Annotated in this window: 18 protein-coding genes; 10 read left to right on the forward strand and 8 right to left on the reverse strand. The window is 65.6% G+C overall.

The window, feature by feature from the left end:
- The 4 genes from ACTIMF_RS16050 to ACTIMF_RS16065 form a co-directional block, all read left to right on the forward strand.
- The coding region (locus ACTIMF_RS16050; protein ID WP_442351288.1) for a S1 RNA-binding domain-containing protein at positions 1–880 on the forward strand (880 nt) is incomplete at its 5' end.
- 90 nt (positions 881–970) lie between these two features.
- Complete coding sequence (locus ACTIMF_RS16055) at positions 971–2,077, forward strand: VanZ family protein (protein ID WP_442351289.1); 1,107 nt, start codon at positions 971–973, stop codon at positions 2,075–2,077.
- Between the two features lie 58 nt (positions 2,078–2,135).
- Positions 2,136–3,362, forward strand: a complete 1,227-nt coding sequence (gene aztD / locus ACTIMF_RS16060) for a zinc metallochaperone AztD (protein ID WP_442351290.1) — start codon at positions 2,136–2,138, stop codon at positions 3,360–3,362.
- Positions 3,363–3,435: 73 nt separating this feature from the next.
- A complete protein-coding gene (locus ACTIMF_RS16065; RefSeq protein ID WP_442351291.1) occupies positions 3,436–4,242 on the forward strand; it encodes a class I SAM-dependent methyltransferase in 807 nt (268 codons plus the stop codon).
- Between the two features lie 42 nt (positions 4,243–4,284).
- On the opposite strand, the gene ACTIMF_RS16070 is transcribed toward ACTIMF_RS16065, so the two are convergent.
- A complete protein-coding gene (locus tag ACTIMF_RS16070) occupies positions 4,285–5,010 on the reverse strand; it encodes an IclR family transcriptional regulator (protein WP_442351314.1) in 726 nt (241 codons plus the stop codon).
- 151 nt (positions 5,011–5,161) lie between these two features.
- Here ACTIMF_RS16070 and ACTIMF_RS16075 point away from each other — a divergent pair, with 151 nt between their 5' ends.
- Genes ACTIMF_RS16075 through coaE form a run of 4 tightly spaced genes read left to right on the forward strand, consistent with a single transcriptional unit; the run spans position 5,162 to position 8,976 of the window.
- Positions 5,162–5,974: a 2-keto-4-pentenoate hydratase gene (locus ACTIMF_RS16075; RefSeq protein WP_442351292.1), complete on the forward strand. Its 813-nt coding sequence runs from the start codon at positions 5,162–5,164 to the stop codon at positions 5,972–5,974.
- Entirely contained in the window at positions 5,971–6,933 is a 963-nt protein-coding gene (locus tag ACTIMF_RS16080) for an acetaldehyde dehydrogenase (acetylating) (protein ID WP_442351293.1), read from the forward strand. Before ACTIMF_RS16075 ends, ACTIMF_RS16080 begins: the two co-directional genes overlap by 4 nt.
- A complete protein-coding gene (dmpG, locus tag ACTIMF_RS16085) occupies positions 6,930–7,997 on the forward strand; it encodes a 4-hydroxy-2-oxovalerate aldolase (protein ID WP_442351294.1) in 1,068 nt (355 codons plus the stop codon). The genes ACTIMF_RS16080 and dmpG overlap by 4 nt, the downstream gene beginning before the upstream one ends.
- Before the next feature lie 37 nt (positions 7,998–8,034).
- On the forward strand, positions 8,035–8,976 hold the full coding sequence (gene coaE / locus ACTIMF_RS16090; RefSeq protein WP_442351295.1) for a dephospho-CoA kinase: 942 nt from the start codon (positions 8,035–8,037) through the stop codon (positions 8,974–8,976).
- A 38-nt stretch (positions 8,977–9,014) separates the two neighbouring features.
- Here coaE and ACTIMF_RS16095 read toward each other — a convergent pair whose 3' ends face one another.
- The 5 genes from ACTIMF_RS16095 to ACTIMF_RS16115 form a co-directional block, all read right to left on the reverse strand.
- Positions 9,015–9,620: a hypothetical protein gene (locus ACTIMF_RS16095; protein ID WP_442351296.1), complete on the reverse strand. Its 606-nt coding sequence runs from the start codon at positions 9,618–9,620 to the stop codon at positions 9,015–9,017.
- Complete coding sequence (locus tag ACTIMF_RS16100; protein ID WP_442351297.1) at positions 9,617–11,242, reverse strand: DEAD/DEAH box helicase; 1,626 nt, start codon at positions 11,240–11,242, stop codon at positions 9,617–9,619. The genes ACTIMF_RS16095 and ACTIMF_RS16100 overlap by 4 nt, the downstream gene beginning before the upstream one ends.
- Before the next feature lie 280 nt (positions 11,243–11,522).
- Positions 11,523–12,410 carry an LppU/SCO3897 family protein gene (locus tag ACTIMF_RS16105; protein WP_442351298.1) on the reverse strand — a complete coding sequence of 296 codons (888 nt, stop codon included), beginning with the start codon at positions 12,408–12,410 and terminating at the stop codon, positions 11,523–11,525.
- 129 nt (positions 12,411–12,539) lie between these two features.
- Positions 12,540–13,088: a DUF402 domain-containing protein gene (locus ACTIMF_RS16110; RefSeq protein ID WP_442351299.1), complete on the reverse strand. Its 549-nt coding sequence runs from the start codon at positions 13,086–13,088 to the stop codon at positions 12,540–12,542.
- Between the two features lie 135 nt (positions 13,089–13,223).
- Positions 13,224–13,655, reverse strand: coding sequence for a ubiquinol-cytochrome c reductase iron-sulfur subunit (locus ACTIMF_RS16115; RefSeq protein WP_442351300.1), 432 nt, complete (start codon positions 13,653–13,655; stop codon positions 13,224–13,226).
- Positions 13,656–13,807: 152 nt separating this feature from the next.
- Between ACTIMF_RS16115 and uvrB the strand changes: the two genes are divergently transcribed.
- Positions 13,808–15,961, forward strand: a complete 2,154-nt coding sequence (gene uvrB / locus ACTIMF_RS16120; protein ID WP_442351301.1) for an excinuclease ABC subunit UvrB — start codon at positions 13,808–13,810, stop codon at positions 15,959–15,961.
- 159 nt (positions 15,962–16,120) lie between these two features.
- On the forward strand, positions 16,121–16,564 hold the full coding sequence (locus ACTIMF_RS16125) for a universal stress protein (RefSeq protein WP_442351302.1): 444 nt from the start codon (positions 16,121–16,123) through the stop codon (positions 16,562–16,564).
- 125 nt (positions 16,565–16,689) lie between these two features.
- Here ACTIMF_RS16125 and ACTIMF_RS16130 read toward each other — a convergent pair whose 3' ends face one another.
- Both ACTIMF_RS16130 and ACTIMF_RS16135 read right to left on the reverse strand, forming a co-directional pair.
- Positions 16,690–19,005: a HelD family protein gene (locus ACTIMF_RS16130; protein ID WP_442351303.1), complete on the reverse strand. Its 2,316-nt coding sequence runs from the start codon at positions 19,003–19,005 to the stop codon at positions 16,690–16,692.
- Between the two features lie 196 nt (positions 19,006–19,201).
- Positions 19,202–20,035: a DoxX family protein gene (locus tag ACTIMF_RS16135; RefSeq protein ID WP_442351304.1), complete on the reverse strand. Its 834-nt coding sequence runs from the start codon at positions 20,033–20,035 to the stop codon at positions 19,202–19,204.
- Between the last annotated feature and the right edge of the window lie 109 nt (positions 20,036–20,144).

Consider the following 20,144-nt stretch of genomic DNA (forward strand, 5'->3'; position numbering starts at 1 on the left):
CGAGTTCCTGCACCAGCTGCAGAAGGGCCAGGTCCGCAAGGGCGTCGTGTCCTCGATCGTCAACTTCGGCGCATTCGTCGATCTCGGCGGCGTCGACGGCCTGGTGCACGTCTCCGAGCTGTCGTGGAAGCACATCGACCACCCGTCCGAGGTCGTCACAGTGGGCGACGAGGTCACCGTCGAGGTCCTCGACGTCGACATGGACCGCGAGCGCGTCTCGCTGTCGCTCAAGGCGACGCAGGAAGACCCGTGGCGTCAGTTCGCCCGCACCCACGCGATCGGTCAGATCGTTCCGGGCAAGGTCACCAAGCTGGTTCCGTTCGGTGCGTTCGTCCGCGTCGAAGAGGGCATCGAGGGCCTGGTCCACATCTCCGAGCTGGCCGAGCGCCACGTCGAGGTTCCCGACCAGGTCGTCTCCGTCGGCGACGACGCTATGGTGAAGGTCATCGACATCGACCTGGACCGTCGTCGTATCTCGCTGTCGCTCAAGCAGGCCAACGAGGACTACTCGGAGGAGTTCGACCCGTCGAAGTACGGCATGGCAGATAGCTACGACGACCAGGGCAACTACATCTTCCCCGAGGGCTTCGACGCCGAGACCAACGAGTGGCTCGAAGGCTTCGACTCCCAGCGTGAGGAGTGGGAGGCTCGCTACGCAGAGGCCGAGCGTCGTCACAAGATGCACACCGCTCAGATGGAGAAGTTCGCCGCGGCAGCCGCCGAGGCCGAGAACGCTCCGACCGACTACTCGTCGTCGTCCGCTTCGGCTGCGTCGTCGAACGAGCCTTCGGTCTCGACCGGTGCTACGTCGACTGGCGGTTCGCTGGCCAGCGATGAGCAGCTCGCTGCACTGCGCGAGAAGCTGTCGGGCAACGTCTGATCTGTAGTCGCTCAGCGACATCGCACTGAACCCCGGGACTGATCAGTCCCGGGGTTCAGTGCTTTCGAGTATCCGAATACTGTTGTGGCCGTGGGTAATGAAGTGGTCTCCGGTGTGTTGGCGATCGGTTCGGGGATTGCCATCGGCGTCCTGCTCTTCGTGCCGTTTGTCGCTCTGAGCTATCGGCGGCGTGGCAGCCTGACGTTCGGTCGGTCGCTGCTGTGGATCGCCGCCGCCGTCTACTTCTGCGCGATTTGGACCTACACGTTGTTTCCCTTGCCCGACCCGGATGCGCTGGTGTGCATAGCAGCCAACACCGATGTGTGGCAGGCCGTGCGAGACGTGCAAGGCGCCCGTGAGCGCGGGCATGCATTCACCGATCCAGCGACATTGCAGCTGGCTCTCAACGTTCTGCTGTTCGTTCCGCTGGGTGCGCTGGTCCGCGTACTCGGCAGCCGAGGGCTTCCGACTGCGATCGCGGTGGGTGTCGCAGTGTCGCTGTTCATCGAGACGACCCAGGCCACCGGTATGTGGTGGATCTACGAGTGCTCCTATCGCGTGTTCGACGTCGACGACCTCCTCGCCAACACGGCGGGCGCCGTCGTCGGCTCGATCGTGGGAATCTGTGTTCCACAGAGGGCGCGCGGCGTGGCCAGGTTGCCGGACAGCGATGAAGCCAGGCCCGTCACGAAGCCACGGCGTCTCATCGGCGCGCTCTGCGACGTCCTGGCCGCCGCATTGGTGTCCGCGGCCATATCGGTGGTGGTGCAATTGTGGCTGGAGTACGTCGCGGACGACCATGAGGCGGTACTCGACGGGGCATTCGCGTCGACGATCGGCGCCGCCGTCCCGGCGATCATATGGCTCGTCGTGATCGCAGCGTCCGGACAGTCGGTCGGCGACCTCTGCGTCGAACTCGAGTATCGAGCCGAGCATCGGAAGGGTCTTCTATCGACAGCGTTCGTGCGCGTGGCTCGATTCGTCGGCGGCATCGGCATGTTCTACGCGTTGACTCTGCTTCCCGATCCCTTCGGGGCGTCCGCCTGGGTGTTCGCCGGCGGGGCCATCGTGGCTCTGCTCGTCACGCCGAACGGTCACGGTCTTACGGGCCTAGTGTCCGGAAGCGTTCTGGTCGACGCGAGAGGGGAGGTGTCGGCGGATGTGTCGGGCGCAGACGATGAGAAAAGTGGTGGGTGAGATTCACCGACCCATGCGTTGTTGACAATTATTGTCATCAACGTGTTCACTGGCTCGCATGCAGAAACTGAACACACGACTATTCGCCGCGTTCGCGGTGGCCGGCGCGGCCCTTCTCGCCGCATGCTCCGGGGAATCCGAGGACAACACGTCCTCGCCCAGTGAGAAGTCCCGTGCCACACCGCGACTCGTGGTGTCCTACGACGGAGGGGTCCGGGTGCTGGACGGGAAGAGCCTCGAGGAGGTCTCCGATATTGATCGCGACGGCTTCCTCCGGTTGAACCCCGCAGGGGATTCCCGGCACGTCTTCGTCTCCACCGATGATGGCTTCGAGGTGCTCGACACCGGTACCTGGCGTGAATCGCACGGCGATCACAGCCACTACTTCACAGCCGAGCCACGAATGACCGACATCGAGTTCGACGGTCCGAAACCGGGTCACGTCGTCGCCCACGACGACACGATCACACTGTTCTTCGACGGCAGCGGCGAGGTCACGACGATGCCGGGCGAGGCGCTGTCCGACGGGCAGCCCGAGACTTCGGACTATCGTGCGCCCCAGGCTCATCACGGTGTCGCGGTCAAGCGCGCCGACGGGACGCTCGTCGTCTCGCGGGGCGACGAGGACTCGCGCAATGGCGTGGCGATTATCGGGGCCGACGGCGAGCAGATCACGGCTAACGATCAGTGCCCGGGCATCCACGGGGAGGCTGCTGCGGCAGGCGGTGTCCTGACGTTCGGATGTGAGGACGGCGTCCTCCTGGTCCGTGGTGGCGGCGAGATCACGAAGGTACCGGCTCCCGATGCGTACGCACGGATCGGAAATCAAGCAGGAGACGACGATTCGCCGTTTGTACTCGGCGACTACAAGACGGTCCCGGACGACAGGCTCGACGACGATGAGATCGAGCGTCCGCGGAAGTTCTCCCTCACCGACACGCGGAGCGGGACATTGCGCGTCGTGGACCTGCCGACGAGTTATAGCTTCCGTTCACTGGCCCGCGGGCAGGACGGCGAGGCGGTGATTCTGGGAACCGACGGGGCGTTGTACGTGTTCGATCCGGCGACGGGGCGGCAGGTCGCGCGCCACCAGGTGATCGGGGCCTGGACCGAACCCGTCGAATGGCAGGAGCCGATGCCACTGGTCGAGGTTCTCGGCGGTACGGCGTATGTCAGTGATCCGTCCACCGACACCGTCGTCGCTGTCGATGTGCTGTCGGGCACTCAGGTCGCGCGTACGAGTATCGACGTCGATGTCTCCGAGGTGGTCGCGGTCGCGGGTTGAGATCTTGACGTCCGTCGAGTCGGTTCATACTATCGATCTAGCAATTAGGTAAGCCTAAGTAAGGAACGAGCGTATGGCCGATTCGGTGGATCTCGGCGAGATTCAGGAGACCCTGCTCATTCCCCTCTACGGGCGAGCCAAGGATGCGCAGTCCGAGACGAGCATCCTGAACGACCGTACGGCGATCGACCTGGTCGACGCGATCGACTACGATTTCGGAAAGTTTCGCGGGCCGTCCCTGTCCGGCTCGGTGCTGCGCGCTGCGATCTTCGACGAGTACGTCCGCGACTTTCTCCGAGCGCACCCCGATGGCACGGTCGTCGATCTGGGGTGCGGCCTGTCGACCCGGTTCCACCGCCTCGACAACGGCCGACTCCGCTGGTTCGACCTGGATGTGTCCGACACGATGACGTTGCGCCGCAAATACTTCGAAGACACCGATCGGTACACGATGATCACGGCCTCGATCTTCGACGAGGATTGGTATTCCGCAGTGGCGGCGACGGACGGACCGATCTTCCTGCTCAGTGAGGCCGTGTTGTTGTACTTCGACCAAGCGCGCGTACATGACGTGCTGCAGAGGCTCTCGCATCGATTCGCGGGGTCCCTTTTGGCCTTCGACACGGGCGGGGCGTTGATGATGCGGTCCCAGGACTCGAATCCGGTGTTCCGAGCGGTTCCCGCGCGAATGCTCTGGACCTGCGGCGATCCGCAGAGCCTCGAGTCGCTCGGCATCCGGCTCGTCGATAGTAGGACCTTCGGAACTCCGCAGACGTCGGTAGCGCGGAGCTGGCCGGCGAAGACTCGATTCCTCATGACCGGCCTCGGTCGCTTCGCTCCACCGGTGCGGACGTACAAGATGAATCTATTCGAGCTATGACTGGCAAGTTGTGCCGAGTCGCAGTCGACTTCTCCGAATGCGTCAGCTTTGTAGCGCCCGACGTCGGTGAAGTGTGGCCGCGATCCCGCTTGCGGCGGCGCGGACGGCGTCGGCGTGCGGCTCCGGTCGATACCGGGTCAGCGGTCCGGTCACGCTGACGGCGGCGACGACGTCGTTCGTGGCCACCTCGAGGATCGGTGCGGCCACGCAGGCGATGCCGATCGTCGACTCCTCGAACTCGAATGCGACACCGGCCTCGAGGACCGTGTCGAGCTGGGCTGCGAGAAGTCCAGGCGCGACGATCGTCCGCGGCGCGCGTCGGGGTAGCGGCGCCGTCAATACCTGTCGGCGCAGTTCGGGATCCGCATGGGCAAGGAGAGCCTTACCGATTCCGGTGCAGTGCAACGGCATTCGGCCACCCGTGCGGGACGGCGCGCTCGCCTGCCGGTGACCGCCGATCTTTGCGACGTACAGCACCTCGTGGCCGTCGAGGACTCCGAGGTGCACGGTCTCGCGGGTGCGGGCGTACAGGTCCTGGAGGAACGGCATTGCGATCTCCAACAGGCTGCGCTCCACCGAAGCGCGCATTCCGAGCTCGAACAGCCCGCCCGACAGTCGGTATCCGCCGTCGGTGCGGTCGAGCAGTCGAGCGTCGACCAGCTCCCGCGCGAGACGGTGTGCGGTCGCCTTGTGCAGCGGGGTGCGACGGACGATCTCGGCCAACGTCAGCTCGTGATCATCGACGTCGAACGCGCGCAGGATCAGCATGACCTTGCCGATCACGGTATCGGGAACAGCGCCGGGATCAGGGTCGGGAACGGGTGTTGAGGCGCTGGGCACGCCCCGACTCTACGCCGCGTATCGCTGAGCGAGACGAATTCCTTCCGTTGGTCGGCGTGATCGCGGGAACATGTTCACCATGACCACCAGTACCGACTCCCTCGCTGCCGAGCAACAGGCGGCCGACAGACTCCTGCAGGCGCTGCAGACTCGAACAGCGTGCGCTCCGGTCCGCGACCTCATCGGAGCCGTCGACCTGCCTGCCGCCTATCGCGTTCAGGAACGACTCACCGCGGGCCGAGTCGCAGCGGGCGGCCGCGTCGTCGGACGCAAGATCGGCCTCACCTCGAAGGCCGTCCAAGACCAGATGGGCGTCGACCAACCCGACTTCGGGGTGCTCTTCGACGACATGGCCTACGGCGAGGGCGGCGAGGTTCCGATGGACCGACTCCTGCAGCCCAAGGCCGAGGCGGAGGTTGCGTTCGTCCTCAAGCGAGACCTCTCCGACGGTTCGTTGGACATCGACCAGATCCGGGACGCCGTCGACTACGGGGTCGCGGCGATCGAGGTGTGCGACAGCCGCATCGACGGTTGGGACATCGCGTTCGCCGACACCGTCGCCGACAACGCGTCGTCCGGTGTCTACGTTCTCGGGGCAGAGCGCAAGACTCTCGGCGAGTTCTCGCCGGTCGATGTCGGCATGCGCATGCTCGTCAACGGCGAGGAAGTGTCGACGGGCGATGGGGCGGCGTGCCTCGGCGACCCGCTCAACGCCGTCGCGTGGCTCGCAAAGTCGGCCCGCGACTTCGGCGAACCGCTCCGCGCGGGACAGGTCATCCTCTCCGGCGCGCTCGGCCCCATGCGACCGATCGAGTCCGGCGACGAGGTGCGGGTCGAGATCTCCGGCCTCGGCACCGTCGTCGCGAAGTTCAGCGAAGGAAAGCAGTCATGAGCAACAAGACGAAAGTGGCCATCATCGGATCCGGCAATATCGGCACGGATCTGATGATCAAGGTGATCCGCACGGCAAATCATCTGGAGATGGGTGCGATGGTCGGCATCGACCCCGAGTCGGATGGTCTCGCCCGCGCCGAACGCATGGGCGTGCCGACCACCAGCAAAGGTGTGGAAGGCCTCACCGAGCTGCCCGGCTTCGACGAGATCGAGATCGTATTCGACGCGACGTCGGCCAAGGCGCACGAATACAACGCCTCGGTACTGGAGCCGCTCGGTAAGCGGCTCGTGGACCTGACTCCCGCTGCGATCGGGCCCTACGTGGTGCCGGCCGTGAACATCGACGATCACCTCGACGCGACCAACGTCAACATGGTGACCTGCGGCGGCCAGGCGACGATCCCGATCGTCGCCGCCGTCTCACGTGTCGCGCCCGTCGCCTACGCGGAAATCGTCGCGTCCATCGCGTCGAAGTCGGCAGGCCCCGGCACCCGTGCCAACATCGACGAGTTCACTGAGACGACGTCGAACGCGATCAAGCAGGTCGGCGGGGCGTCGAACGGCAAGGCGATCATCATCCTGAACCCGGCAGAGCCTCCGCTGATCATGCGCGACACCGTGTACGCGCTCGTCGACGCCCCGGACCTCGACACCCAGGAGCAGATCCGCAATTCGGTTGAGAAGATGGTCGCCGACGTGTCGGCGTATGTCCCGGGCTACCGGCTGAAGCAGAAGGTGCAGATCAACCCGATCGCAGAAGGATCAACCGTCGAGACCCTCCTGAAACAAGAGCCGGAATCTGCTCCTACCCACCAGGTCTCGGTGTTCCTGGAGGTGGAGGGCGCCGCTCACTATCTTCCGGCGTACGCGGGGAATCTCGACATCATGACTTCGGCGGGCCTGCAGTACGCCGAGCGGATCGCCGCCCTCGCCGCTGAGAAGGAGACCACCGTATGAGCACACACCAGACACAGAACCCGGGCGGGACGCCGATCTTCGTGCAGGACGTCACGCTCCGCGACGGGATGCATGCCATTCGCCATCAGATCAGCACCGACGACGTCAAACGCATCGTCGCTGCACTCGACGCGGCAGGCGTCGACGCGATCGAGGTGGCGCACGGCGATGGGCTGTCCGGCGGCTCGGTCAACTACGGCCCCGGATCGAACACTGACTGGGAATGGATCGAGGCAGCTGCGAGCGTCATCGACAACGCGCGCCTGACGACGCTCCTCCTGCCCGGCGTCGGCACCGTCGAAGAGCTCAAGCGCGCGTGGGACCTCGGTGTCCGTTCGGTCCGCATCGCCACCCACTGCACCGAGGCCGACGTCGCCGCGCAGCACATCGCGGCGGCCCGTGAGATCGGGATGGACGTCTCGGGCTTCCTGATGCTTTCCCACATGTCCGAGCCCGAGAAACTTGCGCAGCAGGCCAAGCTGATGGAGTCCTACGGTGCACACTGCGTGTACGTCACCGATTCCGGGGGCCGTCTCACGATGAAGGACGTGCAAGCGCGCATCGAGGCGTACCGCGAGGTGCTCGACCCGGCCACCCAGATCGGCATCCACGCCCACGAGAACCTGTCGTTGTCGGTCGCGAACTCCGTCGTCGCCGTCGAGGCCGGCGTTTATCGCGTCGACGCATCGCTCGCCGGACACGGTGCGGGTGCCGGAAACTGCCCGATCGAGCCGTTCGTCGCCGTAGCCAACCTGTCGGGCTTCGAGCATCGGTGCGACCTCAACGCGCTCGAGGATGCGGCGGACGACGTCGTCCGTCCACTGCAGGATCGGCCGGTCCGGGTGGACCGTGAGACGCTGACGCTCGGCTATGCGGGCGTGTACTCGTCGTTCCTTCGGCACGCCGAAACCGCAGCGCAGCGATACGAACTCGATGTCCGCGACATTCTGACGGTGTGCGGTGAAAGGCGCCTCGTCGGCGGTCAGGAAGACATGATCGTCGACATCGCACTGACTCTCGTCGAGGAGCGCGAAGCGGCCCAGTCCGAGCCCGCCGGAGTCTGACGCGGCGCCGGTCGGGTCGATCTGACACAGTGGACTCGTGATCAGAATCGGCCTGACCGGCGGTATCGGCGCCGGCAAATCGACAGTCGCCCAGACCTTCATCGCGCACGGGGCCTACCACATCGATGCGGACAAGATCGCGCGCGAAGTCGTCGCACGGGGCACACCAGGATTGGCGCAGCTCGTCGAGGCATTCGGTGAGGACGTCCTCACCGCCGACGGCGGACTGGACCGGCCCGCGCTCGCCGCGAAGGCGTTCGTCAGCGACGACAGCCGGAAGCTCCTCAACTCGATCACCCATCCGTTGATCGGTGCGCGCACCCAAGAGCTCACCGATGCCGCTCCGGACGACGCGATTGTGCTACACGACGTCCCGCTTCTGGTCGAAGGACACATGGCGCCGTTCTACCACCTCGTGGTCGTGGTCCACGCCGACGAGGACATCCGGCTCCGACGTCTGGTCGAGCTTCGAGGGATGGACGCGGCCGATGCCGAACAGCGCATCGCAGCGCAGGCGACCGACGAACAGCGCCACGCTGTTGCCGACATCTGGCTCGACAACTCCGGGACGCCCGACGAACTCGCCGACGCAGCCCTGGCCGTGTGGGAGAGACGGATCGTGCCGTTCCGCGACAACGTATCGGCCCGACGCGACGTCGAGCCGTCGATCGACGACACCACCGCCGACCCTGAATGGACCGCCCTCGGCGCTCGCCTCGTCAACCGTGTGTGGGCGCTCGTCGGCGGCGCAGCGCAGGCCGTCGAGCACTGCGGGACGTCCTCTGCTGCCGGTAACCCCGCTCGACCGATTCCGGAATTGACGGTGACTGTCGCCGACCTCGTCGCTGCCGAAGCCCTGACGGAACCGCTTGCCGCGGGAGGGTTTCCGCCGGTCGAGTCCGACGATCCGCACGTGCGGCCGCACGGCAGCGCGGACCCGGGCCGGGGTGCGCGGGTGAGTGTGCGGCCGGCGGAATGATCGCTCCGTAGTCGATCGCCGACTCAGTCGGGGGTCGGTCAGCCACGTACGGCGAAGTAGTCCCGCACATCCAGGGCGGCAGTCGGCGTCCACCGAGGCGGGCGGCTGTTGGCCCCGTCTTCGCCTGTCCCGCCTAGCCCTGACCCGCCTAGCCCTGTCCCGTCTAACCCTGACCCGCCTAGCCCTGTCCCGTCGACACCCGCTTGCATGCCGAGCACAGTTGCAGGCGAGTGATCGACGCGTTCGGCGAGGGCGTAGAGCGCGGCGAGGACATGAACGCACATCGTCGTGCGCGCTCGGCAGGAACAGTCCGCAGCGTCCAAGGCCGCAGCTGGTTGCAGACCTCGTGCCCGGAGCGCTGCGTGGACGGCGTCGTCGGGTTCGGTTCGCGACCCGATCTCCTCGCGCAGCGCGGCCATCACGGGCGGCTCCATCGCGGCGATCTCCAAGTGCGCGATCGAGGCCTGGCCGCCGCGGTGGATACGCGCTGTGACACACCTGCCGTCGATCTCCAGGGTCACTCCGCCGTTGCGCGCAATACTCCGTGCGCGGGGAGCCGAGGTATTCGGCGTGCTCGCCATGACGGGCTCGGCGAGTCGGACGATATCAGCGCCCCACGCGGTGAATCCGAACTGAGGTGTCATCGCGGCGAGCCCTCTCGGTTGCGTCGCAGGACGTCGAGCAGGCGCTCGTCGTCCAGGGTGGCGAGGTCGGAGACGATCGACGAGTCGTCGGCGTGTACACCGAGCAGCGCCTTGCGGCGGTGCATCTGGTCGATGTGCTCCTCCAGGGTGGTCGCAGTGGTCAGTGTCGTGACGGTCACCGGCCGGTCCTGGCCGATCCGGTGCACGCGGTCGGTCGCCTGAGACTCGACAGCAGGATTCCACCATCGATCGAAGTGCACGACGTCGGACGCGCGAGTCAGAGTCAGGCCGGACCCACCGGCTTTGAGGCTCATCACCAGGATGCTCGGGCCGTCGCCGGACTGGAATCGGTCGGCGATCGCGGACCGTTCTTCCACGGAGAGGCCGCCGTGGAAGAACCGTACGTCCTGGCCGATGACCTGCGACGCGGCGCTGGCGAGGAGTTCGCCCGTGTGCCGATACTGCGTGAACACGAGGGTCGGCCGGTCGGCGGCGTTGGCTTCGAGGATCTCCATCAGGACATCGAGTTTGCCGGAGCGACCTGACTCCCAGGAGGTGGCGGGACCGTCGACGAGGTCGGGGTGATTGCAGATCTGCTTGAGCGTGGTCAGCACGGCGAGGAGCCGCCCGTGACGTTGTAACCCGGACCCGAAGCCGTCGTCGGCGGCGCGAGTCAGGTACGAGTCGTACAGTCGGGCCTGCTCATCGGAGAGGTCGCAGAGCACAGGGTTATCGATCTTGGGCGGGAGCGCGGCTGCCGCCCGATCCTTGGTGCGGGCCAACATCACCGGTGCGACGGCGGCACGCAAACGGGGAAGGGCCCCGTCGTCGCCGGACGCGACCGCCTTGGTGAACCGACGACGGAACACCGCCTTCACCGGGAACATCGCGGGGGCCACGACTCGCAGAATCGCCCACAGGTCGTCGAGAGAGTTCTCGATCGGGGTGCCGGTCAACGCAATTCGGGCCCGGGCGTCGAGGCCGCGTGCGGCGCGCGACACTTGTGTCCGAGAATTCTTGAGCGTATGCGCTTCGTCGAATACGACAGCGTTCCACGGAGTCTCGGCGAGTTCGGCTGCGGATATGCGCAGCCGAGCATAGGAGACGACCTGCACCCGGTCCACGAGCGACGGTGCGAACCGAGCGATCTCGCGCTGCCAGTTGGTGATGAGACTGGTCGGGCAGACTACGAGGTGGCGGCCTTCAGTGAGTCGGTGGAGGGCTGCGATGGCCTGCAACGTCTTGCCGAGGCCCATCTCGTCGGCGAGTAGCGCACCGCCGTGAGCGTCGATGGTGCGGAGGAGCCAGGCGACGCCCGCGACCTGGTAGGGCCGGAGAGTGGCAGCGATGCCGGCGAGTGAGTGTTCGGTGGCGAACGACTCGCGCAGCGCCCTCTTCGCATACTCGGAGGACGTGACCGCGGTACGCGTCGGGTCGGCTTCGGCGTGGGCCGCGACCGGCAGTCTGAGGTCGGTCTCCGGGTCCTTGCACAGCGTTCGCCATGCGGTGAGTGACGCGGATGCGCGTGCTCGTGTGGGTAGATCGCCAGCGTCGACGAGGTCGCACTCGATCTGGTTGACGCCGAGCACACCGTCCACTGGGACGACGAGGGGAACTGTCATGCTGCGTGCGCGGTCGTCTGGTGTGTGCGAAGACCAGACGGCGAACTGGTGAAGATCGGGGAGATATGTGACTTCGAGACTCAGGAGATGATCCTTCACGTCGACCGAATGAAAGCTCGGTGTACCGAGCAGCCGCCTAGGGTACACGGTGCGGTGAAGATTCGCAATGAGTCCGTGGGACCAACGAGCCCGCACGTTGTCGACAGGCCGTGCGCCCCGCGGGGTCACACGGCCTGTCGACGGTCAGTGCTGTGCCGGTCGTGTCACGACGGCGGAGTCGTCACTCCTGTGTCCACGTGTAGTCGCCTTGGATCACTGCGCACACACCGAGAGCGTCGTCTGAGCCCGTGTCGATCTTCGACGCGTAGACCCTCTGCTTGCTCGGGTCCGTACAGTTCGGCACTGAGGTGGACTTCACGCGTTCAGTGATCTTGTAGACCACGCTCACGATGGACGATTCCTCGGTGCACGGCACTGCCTCGAGCCCAAGACCAATCGAGGTGGACGACTCTTTGTAACAGTTCCCCTGAACGTAATTCGGTGCTAGGCAGAGGATATCGTCGCTCGCGCCGTCGCCGTACTCGGTCACCCAGAAGCGGAGGCCTGCCTTCTCGCAGGCCTTCTCGTCCGACTTCTTGGCGGCGACGATGTACGACAGGCCCTTGGTGTCGGTGCAGTCGGTCCTCTCGGTCTCGACGTTCGACAGTTCCTTGGATTCGACTGTCAGACATGAACCGACAGGACTGGCGTCGACGCTCGTGCCATCGTCGGTGTCCCGGAACGCGAGGTAGCCGACGACGACGGCGATGAGGACGGCGACAGCGATGCATCCGACGACGATCGGGATCACTTTGTTCGATCGCAGGCCGGACGGCGGGGGAGTCGGGTTATCGGGCCCTCCGGGCGGCGGTCCGAAGCCGGGGTGCGGTGGTCCGTACTGACCGGGCTGTTGACCGTAAGCCTGCTGTTGGCCGTACACCGGCTGTTGTTGACCCGGCTGTTGTTGACCCGGCTGTTGTTGACCCGGCTGTTGTTGACCATAGACCGGGCCTTGAGCGTTTCCGTGCTGGCTGAACGGATTGCCCGGTTGATTGGTCTGACCCTGCTGACCCGTCTGATCGGGCTGATTGTTCGAGTCGGGCTGATCTGGTCTCGGTGGAGTCGTCATAGTCGGCGGCTATCCCCATGTGTGAAGGTTCAGTGGAATGAGGGCAGTGTGGCATATGGTCGCCGACAACGATTCGCTGAGTCGGTCGTTCGGGCGACATTGTCGAATCGGGTAGCGGTCGTCCTTCGTTCACTCGGATTCACGGTCCAGCCAGGTCAACGGCTCGCCGACCTGTTGGTTCAGCCATGCCTGCACACCGCCTGCGACCGCCGCGCCGACCAGGGCCGCCGTCGAGATCTCGACGGCCCGCTCGCATTCTGCGGTGGTCATCAGGCCTGCGGCGTGCGCGGAGAACAGTTCGTCCACGTCGATCAGGGCGAGGGGACTCCCGGAGTTGTCGACGAGATCGAGATACCAGTCCACGGAATGCCACCGTCCCGAGGAGTCGGGGCCCCGAAAGCGTCCGACGTCGAGGTAGAGACGCTGCTGCGGGCGGTAGCCGTCGACGAAGTGGAAGACGTTGGCGCGCAGCCCTAGTTCGGGCAGCAGCCAGAGTTCCAGGTGGGTGAATCGGGGGTGGTCCGCCGTCCGAGACATGTACAGCCCGTACGGCTTCTCGCGATAGACCCGAACGGGGCGCACGAAGCCTTTGTTGTCGGTGTTCGTCATCGCCGGGACGTCGAACACCTCCACCTTCGGTGGGTGAATGTGCACATCGACACCGGCGGAGGAGCTCATGAGCAGACGATAACGGTCGCGTCCGGCCGGTGCAGGTCGTCGCGCCGGAACGGCGAGAATACGTCCCCGCGCGTTCGGCGGGTGCTCACGCCCTGGTCTGTCGACCAGACGCCCAGCACGACGGCGGCGCAGTCGCTACACCCTGACGATGTCTGCGCCCCGGACTTGGACGTGGACCGGGGTGAGCGGCTCTGTGGCCGGACCGTGCACCAACGAACCGTCGAGGTCGAACTCGCTTCCATGGCACGGACAGTCGAGCTTTCCGTCTTTCGGCGCCACCGCGCAGCCCTGGTGCGGACACTTCGTCGAGAACGCCTCGAAGTCGCCCGCAGTCGCTTGCGTGACGACGACGTCGCCCACGACGACACCGCTGCCGACGGGGACCGCGGAGGTGGTGGTCAGCACGTCGCCGGACGAGTTCGCCGTCGATTTCGACTCAGCGCCGGGTGAGGCGCTGTTCGATCCGCCGGAGTCGTCACCGCACGCGGCTGCGCCGAGGACGACCGCGCCTATCGGGACGGCGGTCAGGACGGCGCGGCGGGAAGGGGTGAGTCGGTTCTCGGTCATTTCGTCTCCGATGTCGATGGGGCTGGCGGATGGGCTGTCGTCTGGGTGGTGACCGTCTGGGGGTGACGCGGTATGAGATCGATTCCACCAGTCGGCGGCGGTCCGCGCTGGCGGAACGGGCGATTGTCGGTGGCTGTGTCTACGCTTGAGGTATGGCATTCCCCGCGGAGAAACCGGTCGTCGCGCACTCGGAGTTTCGGCCGGTCGGTGAGATCGAACGAACCGACGGCCACTTCGAGGTCGTCAGCGAATACGAGCCCGCAGGCGATCAGCCAACGGCGATCGCCGACCTCGAACGGCGTCTGACATCGGGGGAGAGGGACGTCGTCCTACTGGGGGCGACCGGAACCGGCAAGTCGGCCACTACCGCGTGGCTCATCGAACGCGTGCAGCGGCCGACGCTGGTGATGGCACCGAACAAGACGCTTGCGGCGCAATTGGCGAACGAACTGCGCGAGATGCTGCCGAACAACGCCGTCGAGTACTTCGTCTCATACTACGACTATTACCAACCCGAGGCGTATATCGCGCAGACCGATACCTACATCGAGAAGGACAGCTCGGTCAACGACGACGTAGAACGCCTCCGGCACTCCGCGACGTCCAATTTGCTCTCCCGTCGTGATGTCGTCGTAGTCGCGTCGGTGTCGTGCATCTACGGTCTGGGAACGCCGCAGTCCTACCTCGACCGGTCTATCGAGTTGGGCGTCGGCGAGTCCATCGATCGTGACGCGCTACTCCGTCTGCTTGTCGACGTTCAGTACACGCGTAACGACATGTCATTCACACGCGGCGGCTTCCGCGTGCGCGGGGACACCGTCGAGATCATCCCGTCGTACGAGGAACTGGCGGTCCGCATCGAGTTCTTCGGCGACGAGGTCGAGGCCCTGTACTACCTGCATCCTCTCACCGGGGACGTCGTCCGCCAGGTCGACAACCTCCGCATCTTCCCGGCAACGCATTATGTCGCCGGACCCGAACGCATGGAGCGGGCGATGGCGAGCATCGAGAAGGAACTCGAAGAGCGTCTCGCCGACCTGGAAGCCAAGGGAAAGCTCCTCGAGGCCCAACGACTTCGGATGCGGACCACATACGACCTGGAGATGATGCGTCAGGTCGGGTTCTGTTCGGGCATCGAAAACTACTCGCGCCACATCGACGGCCGCGGACCGGGATCGGCCCCGGCCACCCTCATCGACTACTTCCCCGACGACTTTCTCCTCGTCATCGATGAGTCGCACGTGACCGTCCCGCAGATCGGTGCGATGTACGAGGGCGACATGTCGCGTAAACGCAACCTCGTGGAGTTCGGCTTCCGCCTGCCGTCCGCTGTCGACAACCGACCCCTGACGTGGGATGAGTTCTCCGATCGGATCGGTCAGACCGTGTATCTGTCGGCGACGCCCGGCGCGTACGAGCTCGGCCAGTCCGGTGGAGAGTTCGTCGAGCAGGTGATCCGACCTACGGGCCTGCTCGACCCGGAGATCGTCGTGAAGCCGACCAAGGGGCAGATCGACGATCTCGTCCACGAGATTCGGCAGCGCACCGAACGCGACGAGCGCGTCTTGGTGACCACACTGACCAAGAAGATGTCCGAGGACCTCACGGACTACCTCCTCGAACTGGGGATTCGCGTGCGGTATCTGCACTCGGAAGTCGACACGTTGCGCCGTGTGGAACTGCTGCGACAACTCCGCTCCGGCGAGTACGACGTTCTTGTCGGCATCAACCTGCTGCGTGAGGGACTCGACCTTCCGGAGGTCTCGCTCGTCGCGATTCTCGACGCAGACAAGGAAGGGTTCCTGCGCAGCACCACCTCGTTGATTCAGACCGTCGGCCGCGCGGCCCGAAACGTATCAGGGCAAGTCCATATGTATGCCGACCGGATCACCGATTCGATGCAGAATGCGATCGATGAGACGGAGCGCCGCCGAGCCAAACAGATCGCATACAACACCGAGAAGGGCGTCGATCCGCAGCCGCTGCGGAAGAAGATCGCGGACATTCTCGATCAGGTGTACGCCGAAGCCGAGGACACCGTCGAGATCGGCGGATCGGGGCGCAATTCCAGCCGTGGGCGTCGAGCCCAGGGTGAGGTGTCCAAGGCGGTCAGTGCCGGTGTCTACGAGCAGCGGGACACCTCAGCCATGCCGCGTGCAGAACTCGCGGACCTCGTCCACGAACTCACCGATCAGATGATGAACGCGGCCAGAGATCTGCAGTTCGAGCTTGCAGGCCGTCTCCGCGATGAGATCGCTGATCTCAAGAAGGAGCTGCGTGGAATGGATGCGGCGGGCATAAAGTGATGTCGCTTTCAGCGCCGTATTCATTGATTTGTGAGTGACAGTGAGTTCGAAGTCGCAGAGTTTCCGGGTTACGACAGGGTATGTTCGATGTCGGAAATGGGTTCGTCTGGACATTCACCACGGCGGAGCCCTGTGACATCACCTGGAGGGAACTCACATATGAGCGGATACTCGACGATCGTGGTCGGCACCGACGGATCGGAATCGTCACTGAAGGCCGTCGAGCGCGCGGGTGCGATCGCCGGCGGCGGGACAGTCGTCATCGCGTGCGCCTACTTCCCGAACGACGGGAAGGCGGCGAGTGGCGCCACTGACACGTTGCGCGATGAGGCGTACCAGGTGATGGGCTCGTCGCCGACCGAGGAGATCCTGCGCACCGCGAAGGAACGGGCGATCGGTGCGGGCGCCGAGACGGTCGTCCAGCGTGCCGTCCAAGGCGCTCCCGTCGATGCGCTCCTGCAGTTGGTGGTCGACGTCCAGGCCGACCTCCTCGTCGTCGGTAACCGCGGTCTGAACTCGATCGCCGGTCGCCTCCTCGGCTCGGTACCCGCTGACGTGGCGCGCAAGGCGGCCTGCGACGTCCTCATCGTTCACACCACGTAGGAGCCACCGAGCCCACTGCTGATCAGCAGAGTTCTCTGTTGATCGAGCGGGACTCTCTGTTGATCGAGCGGAGTCGAGGTCCCCAGGGTCTCGACTTCGCTCGACCGGCGGGAGGGGTAGGGCGCTCAGCCAGCGGCCGACGGCATGTCGGCGAGATCGGGTGGCAGCGCTCGTGCGTGGACGACGACGAGGCGCTGCGTCGCACGTGTCAGCGCCACGTACAGATCGCTGTAACCGCGGGGTGACTCCAGGACCAGGTCGGCGGGTTCGGCGAGGACCACCGTGTCGAACTCGAGGCCTTTCGCTGCGGTGATCGAGTGGACCGACACCGGCGACCCGAGTTCGCCGAGCCGCTCGCGGAGGGCGTCTGCGGTGCCGTCTGACGCGATCACCGTTGTCAGACCCGCCCAGTCGGCCTCTGCGACTACCTCCGCGATCGTCTCCGCCGAATCGTCGGTCGCGACCGCGTACGGCTCGATTTCGTTGGCCCGCAACGATCTCGGTGCTTCAAGATCGGGATCAATCCATTCGAGGACGTGGTTGGCGTACCGCGTTATCTCCGACGGGGTCCGATAGTTGACGGTGAGTTCGTGCAGTCGCCACCGATCGGCGACGTACGGCTCGAACACCTCGCGCCACGACGTACTGCCCGCAGGGTCACCGGTCTGAGCCGTATCGCCGATCACCGTCATCCACCGGTTGGGGATGCGCCGCATCACCATGCGCCACGCCATCGACGACAGCTCTTGAGCCTCGTCGACGATCACGTGGCCGAACGTCCACGTCCGGTCCTCGTAGGCGCGTTCCGCCGTCGTCCTGCGTTCGGTGTGCACTTGGCGTTCGGCGAGCTGCTCGGCGTCGATCAGGTCGTATGCCATGAGGATCTCGGGGTCGAGATCGTCTTCGAGATCCTGTGGTGCGGAACCGGTCAGGATGTCGAGGGCGTCCTGCGCTTCGGACAGTTGTTGCCGCCATCGGGCGCGGTTCACTCGCTCGGCTTCGTCGGTGCGGTAGCCGATGAGCTCCGCGAGCTCGTCGAGGAGCGGTACGTCGCCGGGGGTGAGGTCGGCGTCGCCGGCAAGGGGCCGAGCCGGTCGGTAGAGGGCGTGGCGTTCGGCGTCGGTCCAACCCCGAGTCGATCTGCGGAGGAACGTCGGGTCGTCGTACAGGTCGCGCAGCACGCCCTGTGGGGTGAGCGTGGGCCAGAACTCGGTCAATTCGGCGACGACGCCCGGGTCGGCCTCGAGTTCGGAGCGGATGTCCTCCAAGTCGGCGGCGGTCAACAGTTGTGAGCCGTCGAGTTCGCTCGAGCCGATACGGCGTGCGTGCACCGCTGCCAACTCGTCCAGTGCGGCACGCAGAAATGCGCGTTGTGCGAGGTTGTGAGCACGCCGAGTCGATCGGGCGTGCGCTCGAGCCGTCTTGACCAGTTCGGCGTCGATCGGAAGCTCGAAGCCGTCGAACTTCGTTGCGATCCCCTTGGCCGGCAGCGACTGGCGAGCGCGTACTGCGGCGCGCAGGACGTTGAGCATCCGTTGATCGCCTTTGAGTGCGGTCGCTTCACGTGAGTCGTGGCCGCGTGCGGTGACGTCGGGGAACAGGTCGCCGACGGTCGAGAGCAGCACTCCGGTCTCGCCCAGGGACGGAAGCACCTGACCGATGTAGCGAAGAAAATCCTCGTTGGGGCCGAGGATCAGGACGCCGCTGCGCGCGAGTATCTCGCGGTGGGTGTAGAGGAGATAGGCGGCGCGGTGCAGCGCGACGGCGGTCTTTCCGGTACCGGGGCCGCCCTGCACGACGACGACGCCGCGGTGGGTGGACCGGATTATCTCGTCCTGCTCACGCTGAATGGTCTCGACGATGTCGGTCATCTCACCGGTTCGCGCTGCGTTCAACGCGTCGACGAGGGCGGCTTCGTTGACGACATTGGATCCGGTCGCGTCGTCGTCGATCTTTCCCGAGCGCAGGTACTCATCGGAGACGCTGCGGACCGCACGCGACCGGGTTCGAATGTGGCGGCGCCGGTCGACGCCCTCGCGTGCCGCCGGGGTCGCGAGATAGAACGGTCGGGACAACGGCGCCCGCCAATCGAGCAGGAGAGTGGTGTCGTGGTCGTCGTCATCGAGGATTCCGATGCGACCGATACGACGCACCGCGTCCTCGCCTGCGTCGGCGGCCATGTCGAGCCGCCCGAAGTACAAGTTGTGCTCGGCGGCGTCGATTTTGGTCAGTTCGTCGCTGTACATGCGCTCGTACGACTCGCGCTCAGACAGGGCCTGCGGAGTTCCCGCCGACTCGCGGAGCGTCTCGTTGAGGCGGCGACGCGTCGTTGTGCGCATGCGGTCGAGCCGTGCGTAGACGGCGTCGAGGTGCGTCTGCTCCTCCGCCAGACGTGGGTCTGGAGCAGGATCTTCGGGATTGTGGGGGGTCGGCGCGCTCACAGTCGTTCCATATTACCGGTCTTTGCGGTGACTGGCCTGACCGCGCGGAGCGCGATCGCCACCGAGGAGAGAACTCGCAGGCACCACAACGGGGCGGCCACGACGGGGCGATCACGACAAGGGCGGCCGGCCCCGACCGACGCTGATCCGATTGGTAGGACACGACCGCCCTCGTGAGTGGCGCTGGGTTCTGTGGTCAGCTGCGGATCTTGCGTCGCCAGCCTGCCGCACGCCCGGCGGCCTGCTCAGCGCGCTCGGAAGCCTTCTCCTGGGAGCGCTCAGCGAGCTCAGCTGCCTTCACCTGCGACCGTTCGGCGAGCTCGCGGGCGCGGGCTGCGGCGTCGGGCGCACGATCGCTGACCTCCGCGGCGAGTCCCTCGGCGCGGCTGCGGACCTTCTCGAAGACGTCCGGAGCGCGGTCGGAGACGGTTTCGGCCACATCGTGCGCCTGCGACTTCGCGGTCTCGGACAGTCGTGAGGCCTGCGATGCGATCGTGTCCATCGGGATGCGATCGGCGACATCGTGGGTCAGACCCTCGGCGCGCCGGGCGACGCCGTCCCAGGCATGCGACGTCTCCGAGCTGCTCGGCAGGGCGTCGACGACCGCTCCGCGCGCCCGACCGATCTCGCGCCGGCCTCGCCAACCCAGGGACGGCCGCCCCTCGGTATCGGCCGACGCGATCAGCACGCCGCCGAGCAGGCCGACGTTCTTGATGAAGTCGGACTGTTTGGCGCTCTTACGGACTGGGTCGGTCTCGTTCCAGAAGTCGCTTGCGAACACAGTGGTCGGCACAAGAGTGCCTGCGAGGACCGTCGACGCGACACGCGGCGCCTTGCCTGCAGCCAGGGCGATGCCCGCACCGATCTGCACAGCACCCGACACGCGGATGACGGTCTCCGCCTCAGCCGGAACCTGCTCGAGCAGTGGTTCGGCAGTTCGTGCGGGCCCGGACGGCGCACGCACCGCTTCGACTCCTGACGCGATGAAGGCTGCGCCGAGTAGCGGGCGGGCAATTCGTCGGAGAATCATGTAGATCAGCCTTTCGTCTCGTCTACGTTGACAGACACCGTGCTCAAAGCGAAGGCCGCTGGTCGGACGACCATCGGCTCAAGCACGCCATCGTGCTTGACATTACCGA

The sequence above is a fragment of the Gordonia sp. (in: high G+C Gram-positive bacteria) genome (assembly GCF_052106715.1).
GTDB lineage: Bacteria > Actinomycetota > Actinomycetes > Mycobacteriales > Mycobacteriaceae > Gordonia.

What these genes read in the sequence shown, in the direction of transcription:
- ACTIMF_RS16095 (WP_442351296.1), bottom strand. Translation starts at nt 9,620, where the DNA reads ATGACACCTCAGTTCGGATTCACCGCGTGGGGCGCTGATATCGTCCGA.
- uvrB (WP_442351301.1), top strand. Translation starts at nt 13,808, where the DNA reads ATGGCATTCCCCGCGGAGAAACCGGTCGTCGCGCACTCGGAGTTTCGG.
- ACTIMF_RS16105 (WP_442351298.1), bottom strand. Translation starts at nt 12,410, where the DNA reads ATGACGACTCCACCGAGACCAGATCAGCCCGACTCGAACAATCAGCCC.
- ACTIMF_RS16065 (WP_442351291.1), top strand. Translation starts at nt 3,436, where the DNA reads ATGGCCGATTCGGTGGATCTCGGCGAGATTCAGGAGACCCTGCTCATT.
- ACTIMF_RS16100 (WP_442351297.1), bottom strand. Translation starts at nt 11,242, where the DNA reads ATGACAGTTCCCCTCGTCGTCCCAGTGGACGGTGTGCTCGGCGTCAAC.
- ACTIMF_RS16135 (WP_442351304.1), bottom strand. Translation starts at nt 20,035, where the DNA reads ATGATTCTCCGACGAATTGCCCGCCCGCTACTCGGCGCAGCCTTCATC.
- ACTIMF_RS16080 (WP_442351293.1), top strand. Translation starts at nt 5,971, where the DNA reads ATGAGCAACAAGACGAAAGTGGCCATCATCGGATCCGGCAATATCGGC.
- aztD (WP_442351290.1), top strand. Translation starts at nt 2,136, where the DNA reads ATGCAGAAACTGAACACACGACTATTCGCCGCGTTCGCGGTGGCCGGC.
- ACTIMF_RS16125 (WP_442351302.1), top strand. Translation starts at nt 16,121, where the DNA reads ATGAGCGGATACTCGACGATCGTGGTCGGCACCGACGGATCGGAATCG.
- ACTIMF_RS16070 (WP_442351314.1), bottom strand. Translation starts at nt 5,010, where the DNA reads ATGCTGATCCTGCGCGCGTTCGACGTCGATGATCACGAGCTGACGTTG.
- ACTIMF_RS16075 (WP_442351292.1), top strand. Translation starts at nt 5,162, where the DNA reads ATGACCACCAGTACCGACTCCCTCGCTGCCGAGCAACAGGCGGCCGAC.
- ACTIMF_RS16110 (WP_442351299.1), bottom strand. Translation starts at nt 13,088, where the DNA reads ATGAGCTCCTCCGCCGGTGTCGATGTGCACATTCACCCACCGAAGGTG.
- ACTIMF_RS16115 (WP_442351300.1), bottom strand. Translation starts at nt 13,655, where the DNA reads ATGACCGAGAACCGACTCACCCCTTCCCGCCGCGCCGTCCTGACCGCC.
- dmpG (WP_442351294.1), top strand. Translation starts at nt 6,930, where the DNA reads ATGAGCACACACCAGACACAGAACCCGGGCGGGACGCCGATCTTCGTG.